The organism is Kitasatospora sp. MY 5-36 (assembly GCF_001182915.1).
GTDB lineage: Bacteria > Actinomycetota > Actinomycetes > Streptomycetales > Streptomycetaceae > Kitasatospora.
In genome coordinates, this window is record NZ_LFVW01000466.1 from 1 (window position 1) to 9,310 (window position 9,310).

9 protein-coding genes and 1 pseudogene are annotated in these 9,310 nt (G+C 74.6%); 6 read left to right on the forward strand and 4 right to left on the reverse strand.

The window, feature by feature from the left end; translation table 11 throughout:
• Window positions 1-1,081 (reverse strand): annotated as a pseudogene (locus AE652_RS43185) (hypothetical protein); the annotation flags it as partial.
• Between the two features lie 389 nt (window positions 1,082-1,470).
• Between AE652_RS43185 and AE652_RS27125 the strand changes: the two are divergent.
• The 4 genes from AE652_RS27125 to pth all read left to right on the forward strand — a co-directional run bounded on the left by AE652_RS27125 (window position 1,471) and on the right by pth (window position 4,176).
• Window positions 1,471-1,938, forward strand: coding sequence for a hypothetical protein (locus AE652_RS27125; protein ID WP_049656097.1), 468 nt, complete (start codon window positions 1,471-1,473; stop codon window positions 1,936-1,938).
• A gap of 101 nt (window positions 1,939-2,039) precedes the next feature.
• A complete protein-coding gene (locus tag AE652_RS27130) occupies window positions 2,040-2,705 on the forward strand; it encodes a DUF3105 domain-containing protein (RefSeq protein WP_049656099.1) in 666 nt (221 codons plus the stop codon).
• A gap of 26 nt (window positions 2,706-2,731) precedes the next feature.
• The gene (locus AE652_RS27135; RefSeq protein WP_049656114.1) at window positions 2,732-3,406 is read left to right on the forward strand and encodes a DUF305 domain-containing protein; all 675 of its coding nucleotides are present in this window, start codon (window positions 2,732-2,734) and stop codon (window positions 3,404-3,406) included.
• Between the two features lie 179 nt (window positions 3,407-3,585).
• Window positions 3,586-4,176 carry an aminoacyl-tRNA hydrolase gene (gene pth, locus AE652_RS27140; RefSeq protein WP_049656101.1) on the forward strand — a complete coding sequence of 197 codons (591 nt, stop codon included), beginning with the start codon at window positions 3,586-3,588 and terminating at the stop codon, window positions 4,174-4,176.
• Here the strand turns inward: pth and AE652_RS27145 are convergent.
• Window positions 4,173-5,714, reverse strand: a complete 1,542-nt coding sequence (locus tag AE652_RS27145) for an MFS transporter (protein WP_049656103.1) — start codon at window positions 5,712-5,714, stop codon at window positions 4,173-4,175. The genes pth and AE652_RS27145 overlap by 4 nt on opposite strands.
• 191 nt (window positions 5,715-5,905) lie before the next feature.
• Between AE652_RS27145 and AE652_RS27150 the strand changes: the two genes are divergently transcribed.
• Both AE652_RS27150 and AE652_RS27155 read left to right on the forward strand, forming a co-directional pair.
• A complete protein-coding gene (locus AE652_RS27150) occupies window positions 5,906-6,424 on the forward strand; it encodes a MarR family winged helix-turn-helix transcriptional regulator (protein ID WP_049656105.1) in 519 nt (172 codons plus the stop codon).
• Between the two features lie 104 nt (window positions 6,425-6,528).
• Entirely contained in the window at window positions 6,529-7,038 is a 510-nt protein-coding gene (locus AE652_RS27155; RefSeq protein ID WP_049656107.1) for a GNAT family N-acetyltransferase, read from the forward strand.
• 43 nt (window positions 7,039-7,081) lie between these two features.
• Here AE652_RS27155 and AE652_RS27160 read toward each other — a convergent pair whose 3' ends face one another.
• Together AE652_RS27160 and AE652_RS27165 are read right to left on the reverse strand one after the other, a co-directional pair.
• Entirely contained in the window at window positions 7,082-7,591 is a 510-nt protein-coding gene (locus AE652_RS27160) for a methylated-DNA--[protein]-cysteine S-methyltransferase (RefSeq protein ID WP_049656108.1), read from the reverse strand.
• On the reverse strand, window positions 7,588-9,252 hold the full coding sequence (locus tag AE652_RS27165) for a DNA-3-methyladenine glycosylase 2 family protein (RefSeq protein ID WP_082345998.1): 1,665 nt from the start codon (window positions 9,250-9,252) through the stop codon (window positions 7,588-7,590). Before AE652_RS27165 ends, AE652_RS27160 begins: the two co-directional genes overlap by 4 nt.
• Window positions 9,253-9,310: the final 58 nt, after the last annotated feature.

Sequence of the window (9,310 nt, forward strand, 5' to 3'; positions counted from 1 at the left end):
CGGCCCGGCTGCGCCCGATCGCGGCCGCGAGCTGGTGGCACGCCTCCCCGGTGGCCGCCGCGACCGCCTCGGCGGTGAGCGCCTCCTCCTCGGGGCCGCCCGTACGGTCGAAGCCGCCGAGGACGGCGAGCAGCAGGCCGTCGGGGCCCTCGCCGAACCGGGTGACCAGCAGGGCGTCGCGGCGCGGCTCGCCCCGGTAGCGCGCGGAGTCACCCCGGACGGAGGCGGCGCGCAGCACGGACGGCCCGTACTGGGCACCGTCCAGCACGGTGTCCGGTACGAGCGCGCGCAGTGCGCCCGGGTCCGCCTCGGGTACGGCCGTCGGCTCGGGTCCGTAGGTCGGCGGGCGCTCGCCGACGTGCGGGACGGCGGCGCCGCCGTCGGCGAGCGGTGCGCGGATGGCCAGGCGGGGATCGGGGACGGGCGCGGGGGCTTCCGGCTCCTCCGCCGTCTCCGGCTCGGCCGGCGCCTCGGCGGCGGGCTCGGGCTCAGGCTCCGGCTTGGGCTCCGGCTCGGGCTCCGGCTCGGGGGCGGGCGGCGGGGTGGGCTTCTCCAGCGAGACCGGGTCCGGGACCGGTACGGTCTCCGGCTCAGGTACCGGCTCAGGTACCGGCTCGGGCTCGGGTACCGGCTCCGGCTGTACCTCCGGCTCCGGCGCGGGCTTCGGCGCGGGCTCGGCGAAGGCGGGGGCCGGGACGTGGTGGGTCTCGGAGGAGGTCCGCTGTCGCCCGATCCCCTCCGCCCCGCCGATCACGCCGACCGCGGTGTCGAACCAGTCGTCGATGCTGTCCCGGTTGTCCGCGCCCTCCGAACCGTCAGGCTCCGCGGGAGCCCCGACCTCGACCTCAGGCTCAGCCGCCGCAACCGCCACCTCCGGCTCCGGATCCGGCCGCGCCTCCGGCTCAGCCGACCGCTGCTGCCCGATGAGCCCGACCGCCGTGTCGAACCAGTCGTCCACGCTGCCGTCCCCCGGGTCGGCGTGCGGGGTGTCCGGGAGGGTGCCCGCCGGACCGTCGTAGACGGCGTCCCACCAGCCGTCGTCCGGCCGGTGCGGCTGTGCCGGTGCACCCTGCTTGCTCATCTGGCGGCTCCTGGTCGTTCCGTGGTCGCGCCGCCCCCGGGCGGGCCGGGCTGACGACATTGTTCTCCACCCGCGAGGACCCTGTCCGGGTTTCGGCGACAACCGGTCACCCACCGGAAAGTCCCGGCCACCGCGCTCACCTGCCGGTTCGCGAGCCCGGTCCCGGGCGCGTCATCCGTTCGTCCGCTTCCGTTCCGTCCGTGCTTGCCGGATGTGTCCGGAGCAGGGTGTTTCCTGGTCATCCGGGCGTACGGGCCGCCGAAAATGGGGGCCGGTGGGGGGCATCGCATCACTCGTTCGGCTGATTAAATGTGCGCATGACCGCGTCGGCCCCCAGTTCGCCCCGACCGGGGAGGGCCGCATCCGCGGGCCGCCCGGCAGGTGGGCTGTTGGTCCTGCTGCTCGTCGCGCTGCTGACGCTGCTGCCGTGCGCGGGCCAGGCGAAGGCGGTGGACGGCTCCGGCCATCCGACGACGGCCGCGGCCCCGGCCGGCTCCGTCACGGTGGTCAGCGTGGTCAGCGTCCAGGTCGCCACCGGGCACGCCTCCTACACCGGCCGTGCCGCGAAGGTCGCCAAGTCCGCGAACCCCTCGGACCACCACCGGACGGCCGAGGAGCAGGGGCACTGGATCCTCTGCACCGCCGACGGCCAGCCGCCGCGCAACAACGGCTGCTCCAGCCACCCGTACTGCCCGCAGGACGCCCAGCTGCCGAACCCGCCGCCGCAGCCGCAGCCCGCCGTGTCACCGCTGACCCCGACCGCGCCCGACGCGCAGCCCCGGGTGGTGCCCGCCGGCCTGCTGGACGGCGCGCACCCGGTTCCCGACCTGCACGAACTCCAGGTCCACCGGTCCTGAGCGGAACCCACCGCCGGCGCAGCCGCCGACGGATCCGTCCCTCCTCTCACTCCACCTGACCGCCGCCACCGACCGGTGCGGCGGGGACAAGGACGACCACCATGGGTTCCTCCTCCAAGCAGTCCAACAAGCCCGGCGGCAAGCAGGACGGCCTCGACCGCCGTGCCCGGATCGCCGAGCTGCGCGCCGCCGAGCAGCGCCGCGACCGCCGCAACAAGATCGTCGCCTCGGTGGTGGCCGGTGTGCTGGTGGTCGGTGCGATCGCCACCGGCACCTGGGTCGTCATGGACCAGAACCAGAAGAAGAAGGACAAGCAGGCCGCCGCCAACGCGGACATCCCGGGCGTGAAGACCTTCGGCGAGCTGAGCCGCACCCACGTCAAGGACAAGGTCACCTACCCGATGACCCCGCCGGTCGGCGGCGACCACAACGCCATCTGGGCGGACTGCATGGCCCACGTCTACGACCAGCCGCTCGAGAACGAGCGCGCCGTCCACTCGCTGGAGCACGGCGCGGTCTGGGTGACGTACAACGGCAAGGCCACCCCGGACGACATCAAGACCCTCTCCGACAAGGTCAAGAAGACCCCGTACTCGATGATGAGCCCGTACCCGGACGAGCAGGGCACCATCACCCTGAACGCCTGGAGCACCCAGCTGACCGTGGACAGCGCCAGCGACCCGCGGGTGGAGGAGTTCTTCACCAAGTACGTCCAGGGCAAGCAGACCCAGGAGCCGGGCGCCTCCTGCACCATGGGGCAGATGTGACCGCCGACGCGGACCGCCCGGACGACCTGGACGGTACGGAGGAGGGCGCGGCCCCGCGCCGCCGTCGCCTGTGGTGGCCGGCCGCGCTGGCCGCCGCCGTGGCGCTGGCGCTCGGGGTGCCGGCCCTGGTGGCGAGCGGGACCTCTGCGTCCGGCTCCTCCACGCTGTCCGTCCCGGCGGACGACTCCCCCGAGGCCGGGTTCGCCCGCGACATGGCGACCCACCACCAGCAGGCGGTGGACCTGTCGTTCGTCGTCCGGGACCGCACCGCCGACGAGCCGACCCGCACCCTGGCCTTCGACATCATCAACACCCAGGCCAACCAGCGCGGGATGATGATGGGCTGGCTGGACCAGTGGGGGCTGTCCCAGCACTCGACCGCCACGCCGATGGCGTGGATGAAGATGGGCCACGACTACCAGGCCCACGACGGTTCGCTGATGCCCGGCATGGCCACCAACACCCAGATCGCGAAGCTGCGCACGCTCAACGGGCGGGACGCCGAGGTGTTCTACCTCCAGCTGATGATCGAGCACCACAAGGGCGGCGTCGAGATGGCCCAGGGCTACGTCGACAAGGCCCGGAACGACACCGAGAAGCGGCTGGCGCAGTCGATGGTGGTCGCCCAGACCTCCGAGCTCCAGCTGATGACCGACATGCTCAAGGAGCGCGGCGCCGAACCCGGCGTGCCCGCCTCCTGAGCGGTCGCCCCGCTCGGCCTGTCCGGTCTCTTCCAGCTGTTCCACCTGTTCCGCGTTCCGCGCGTTCCCCGGACGGCCGGGGCGCCGGCGGGGACGGTCCCGTACCGTCCTGGCCGCGCCCCGGCCGTCCGCCGTTCTTCCCCGCCCCCCCTTCAGAACCCCCTTCGGAGCACCCCCGCATGACCCCCGACGCCCCCTGGCTGATCGCCGGACTCGGCAACCCCGGCCCCTGGTTCCGGCTCACCCGCCACAACGCGGGCTTCCTCGCCGTGGACCGGCTCGCCGAACGGCACGACGCCCGCTTCCGCCGGAGCGGGCTCGCCGGCCTGACCGCCGAGATCGGCATCGACGGCCACCGGGTGCTGCTGGCCAAGCCGCTGTGGTGGTCCATCAACCTGTCCGGACGCCCGGTGGCCGCGCTGCTGCGCCGCCACGGCGTCCCGGTCGAACGGCTGGTGGTCGTGCAGGACGACCTGGACTTCCCCTTCGGCTCCGCCCGGCTCAAGCGCGGCGGCGGCCCCGGCGGCCACAACGGCGTGCGCTCGGTGGGCGAGGTGCTCGGCACCCGGGACTTCGTCCGGCTGCGCTTCGGCATCGGCCGCCCCCCGAAGGGCCAGAGCGTCGGGGACTTCGTGCTGAAGAAGTTCTCGGAGGAGGAACTGGCCGCCATGCCGGGTGAGTTGGACCGCTGCGCGGACGCCCTGGAGACCCTGGTCCGGCGCGGCCTCAACCGCGCCCAGGACACCCTGAACGCCCGTACGGACGCCTAGGATCCGGTCCTTCGGGTGCGGACGGGCCGGGTGAGCAGTGCGGCGGCGGCCGCGACGGCGGCGAGGGCGAGCAGCACCGTCCGCCCACCGGACGCGGCGCCCGCCAGGTGGACACCGAGGACGGACAGCGCCATGCCGAGCGCCGTACCGAGACTGCGGGCCATGTTGACCATGCCACCGCCGACCGCCGAGCACTGGGCCGGGATCGCCCGCATCACCAGGGCGTTGTTGGCGGGCAGCAGCAGGCCCAGTCCGTAACCGGCGACCAGCAGCGGGAACGCCACCGCGTCCGAGGCCGGCAGCAGGGCGAACAGCAGCAGTCCGACGGCCGTGAGCAGCGCGCCGAAGCGGCACCTGGTCACGTCCGACCAGCCCCGGGGCAGCCACCCGCCGCCGACGGTCGCGGCGAAGGCGAACGCGGCGGGCAGCAGGGTGACCACCAGGCCCGCGTGGGCCGTCGACACGCCCGCGCCGGTGAGCAGCACCGGGCCCAGCACCAGCGGGCAGAACAGCAGCAGGTAGCCGATCAGCGCCACCACCAGGCCGGAGCGCACGCCCGGGGTGTTGACCAGCCCGGGCGCCAGGATCGGCCGGGCGGCCCGCCGCTCCTGGCGCACCAGCGCCAGGGCCAGGACGGCGGAGGCGAGCAGCAGGGCGGCCACCGCCCAGCCGGGCAGGGGCAGTCCGGAGGCGGTGGACAGGGCGAGCAGCAGCGTGGTGGTCGCCCCGGTGAGCAGCAGCAGGCCGGGCAGGTCGAAGCGGGCGGCCTCGCGGGGGGCGGTCCGGTGGGTGCCCGTCCCGTGGGTGCCTGCCCGATGAGCGGCTGTCCGGTGAGTGCCGGTCCGGTGGGTGCCGGTCCGGCCCTCGCGGGGGCCCGGTACGGCGGCCGGGGCATCGGTCGGGGCGCCGGTCGTCCGGGTGCGGGGCAGCAGGTACCAGCCGGCCAGGATGCCGAACACCGCGATCGGCACGTTGACCCAGAAAACCCAGCGCCACGAGGCGTGTTCGACCAGCATCCCGCCGAGGATGGGCCCGAGCGCCAGGCCGAGGCCCTGGGCGGAGGCCTGGATGCCGAGCGCGCGCCGCATCGCGTGCCCGGGGACGCCGCGCGCGACCAGGGCGACGCTGTTGGCCTGCATCATCGCGGCGCCGACCGCCTGGACGGCGCGGAGGCCGACCAGGACCCAGAGTCCGCCGGCGAATCCGGCGCCCAGCGAGGAGAGGCCGAAGACCGCGAAGCCGCCGATGTACATCGTCTTGCGGCCGACCAGGTCGGAGAGCCAGCCGATCGGGGCCAGCAGGGCGACCAGGACCAGCAGGTAGGCCAGGGCGACCCACTCGACGGCGGCGAAGCCCGCGCCGAAGTGGCGGCCGAGGGCGGGGAAGACCAGGGCGATGACGCTGGCGTCGAGCTGGCCGAGGAAGGCTCCGAGACAGACCGTGCCGACGGCGAGCCAGTGGGCGTGGCGCCAGCCGGCTATGCCACGCGGCCGGGGCCGCTCGGTGAGCAGCCTCGTGGCAAGGGCAGTGGCATTCATGACACAAATATATCGGATACAGATATGTTCTTTCTACGAGCAGCTCGCTCTGCGACAGGAGACGTCCCACGGTACGGACGGTGCCGGAGGGACCCCCGCCGCGAGGCCCGCAACAGAGCCGCAACACAGTGCGGCCCCGAGGCCCGAACCGGCCGCCGAACCGCCCCGTACCAGGCGATACGCTGTCCGCCATGCCGTCGTCACCACACGTTCCCGACCCCGCCACCGGAAGTCCCGACCCGGCGGTCGAGCACGCCCGGCGGCTGACCGACACCGTCACCCGGCTGCGCCGCGCGCTGCGCAGCAGCATCCGCACCGACTACCCGTGGGAGTCCCTGCCGATGGCGCAGGTCGAACTCCTCCAGACGCTGGCCGCCGCACCGCTGCGGGTCGGCGAGCTGGCCGCGCGGCAGCGGCTCGCGCCCAACACCGTCAGCGGACTGGTCGGCAAGCTGCTCGACGCCGGCTTCGTCGACCGCCAGGCCGACCCCGGTGACCGCCGCACCGCCCGGATCGCCCTCACCCCGGCCGGGCGCCGACAGCTGGACGACTGGCAGCACGCCCACGAACGCCGGATCGCCGCCGCGCTCGGCACCCTCGACCCGGCCGACCGCACGGCGGTCGTCGACGCGCTGCCCGCGCTGGAACAGCTCGCCCGCGCCCTCGCCCAGCCGGGCACCGGGCCCGAGCAGGGGCCCGCCGCCGGCTAGGAAGCCACCGCCGGGAAACCGGCCTGCGGGAAACCGCCCTACGGGAAGCCGACCGGCCGGAAATCACTGGTCGCCGGGGCTCGTCCGGCGCTACCGTCCCCGGCATGACCACCGCGGACGTACGCATCGAGCCCTGGACGGACGACGACCTCGCACTGCTGCGCCGGGTCAACACACCGGAGATGAAGAAGCACGTCGGCGGGCCGGAGAGCGAGGAGCAGCTGCTCGTACGGCACCGGCGCTACCTGGACTTCGTCCCGTCCGGGCTCGGCTGCATGTACCGGATCGTGCTGCTGCCCGAGGGCGAGGCCGTCGGAACGGTCGGCTACGGCACCCGGACGTGGGAGGGTCGGACCGTCCACGAGATGGGGTGGAACGTGCTGCCCGGCTTCCAGGGCCGGGGCATCGCGGTTGCCGCCACCCGCGCGGCGGTCGCGGCCGCCCGCCGCGAGGCCGCGCACCCCCACCTGCACGCCTTCCCCTCGGTGGACAACCCCGCCTCCAACGCGGTCTGCGCGAAGGCGGGGTTCACACTGCTCGGCGAGACGGACTTCGAGTTCCCGCCCGGGCGGTTCATGCGGAGCAACAACTGGCGGGTGGACCTTCGGAATTGAGCCCTCGGGGTCTACTGGGGCAGGGGCCCTGGGGCGTCGGCGGTCAGAACAGGGTGCCGCCCTCCAGGTCCAGCAGCCAGCGCTTGCGGTCCACTCCGGCGGCGAAGCCGGTGAGCGCGCCACCGGCGCCGAGCACCCGGTGGCAGGGCCGGACGATCAGCAGCGGGTTGGCGCCCACCGCGCCGCCGACCGCGCGGACCATGCGCGGCTCCTGCCCGGCCAGCTCGGCGAGTTCGCCGTAGGTGACGGTGGTGCCGTACGGGATCTCGTCCAGCGCGGCCCAGATCCTGCGGCGGAACTCGGTGCCCTCGGGCGCGAGCGGGAGGTCGAAGCCGGTGCGCTTGCCGGCGAAGTAGTCGGTCAGCTGGGCGACCGGCTCGGCGAGCGCCTCGGGGTCGCGCACCCAGTCGTCGGCGGGCTCGGCCAGCGCGTACTTCTGGCCGGGCACGGTGACGGTGGCCAGCGCGGCCGGTCCGCCGTCCTCCGGCAGCACCCCGCTGAGCAGCAGCCGGCCGAAGGGGCTCTCCATGGTGGTGTAGACGGTGGTGCTCATGCTCGTCCGATCTCCGTTCCGGTGCTGGTGCTACTGGTGTCGCTGGTACTGATGCTGGTGCTCATGTCGGTATCGGTCCCGGTGTCGGTCCCGGTGCCTACGGGGCCGGTGGTCGCGGGGCCGGTGGTCGCGGGGCCGGCCCACAGCCGGTGGACGGCGTAGGAGCGCCACGGGGCCCAGGACTCGGCGGCGCGGGCGGCGGACTTCGGGTCCCCGGCGGCGCCGAGGCGGAGCAGGCCGTGCTTGACGCCCACGTCGCTCGGGAGGAAGACGTCGGGGTCGGCCAGGGCCCGCATCCGCAGGTAGCCGACCGTCCACGGGCCGATGCCGGGCAGGTCCAGCAGGCCGGCCGCGGCCTCCTCGCGGTCGACCCCGCTGTCGAGCCGGACCGTGCCCTCGGCCAGCGCGCCGCACAGGCCGATGAGCGCGCGACGGCGGGCGGCGGGCATCGCGAAGTCCTCCGGATCGGCGGCGGCCAGGGCCGCCGCGGTCGGGAAGAGCAGGCGCAGGCCGCCGCTGGGCTCGGGCAGCGCGGTGCCGTACTTCTCGGCGAGCCGTCCCGCCAGGGTACGGGCGGCGACGACGGTGATCTGCTGGCCGAGGACGGCGCGGACGGCGAGCTCGTGCGGGTCCACGTGACCGGGCGAGCGCAGCCCGGGACGCTCGCGGACCAGCGGGCCGAGCAACGGGTCGGCGCCGAGCTGCTCGTCGACCGCGAGCGGGTCGGCGTCCAGGTCGAAGAGGATGCGCAGGCGCTGGACGGCGGTCGGCAGGTCGCGCAGGTCGGCGAGCAGCAGGCGACAGTCCAGCCAGCCCCGGGTGGGCGGCTCGCCCGGCGCCAGGCCCTCGACCTCGGCGATGCCGTGGCCGTACGGGAGCGCGAGGGTGCGGCGGTACACGCGCACGCCGGGGCGCGCGCCGGGGACGACCTCCTCCACGCCGGGGACGGCGCGCAGGGCGAGGAAGTCGATCAGGTGCTCGCTGTCCAGCGCACCGCGGTAGGCCAGGCGCAGGGTGAGACCGCCGGCCGGAGTCGCGATGCGGCGACCGGCGGCGACCTCGGCGCGCAGGCCGCTGGGGGTGCGGTCGTAGACCTCGCGCACGGTGTCGTTGAACTGGCGGACGGAGGCGAAGCCGGCCGCGAACGCGATGTCGGTGACGGGCAGTTCGGTGGTCTGGAGGAGCAGGCGGGCGGTCTGCGCACGACGGGCGCGGGCCAGCGCGATCGGGCCGGCGCCCAGCTCGGCGGTCAGCTGGCGCTGCAGCTGGCGGGAGCTGTAGCCGAGGCGGTCGGCCAGGCCGGCCACGCCCTCGCGGTCCACCACGCCGTCGCCGATCAGGCGCATCGCCCGGCCGACCAGGTCGGCACGCTGGTTCCACTCGGGCGATCCCGGCACGGAGTCCGGGCGGCAGCGGCGGCAGGCGCGGAAGCCCGCCCCCTGGGCGGCCGCGGCGCTGGGGTAGAAGACGCAGTTGACCCGCTTGGGGGTCACGGCGGGGCAGCTCGGACGGCAGTAGATGCCGGTGGAGGTGACCGCCGTGAAGAAGACCCCGTCGAAGCGGGAGTCGCGGCTGTCCACGGCTCGGTACCGGATGTCGTCGTCGATCACGTTGTCCAGTTTGCGGCACTGGGCGGGGGGTGACTGGCGGGAATCGGACATCACCGTTGATCGTCGCCGATCCCTGCTTCGGGGGCCCTCCCCTCCCCCCGCCCCCACC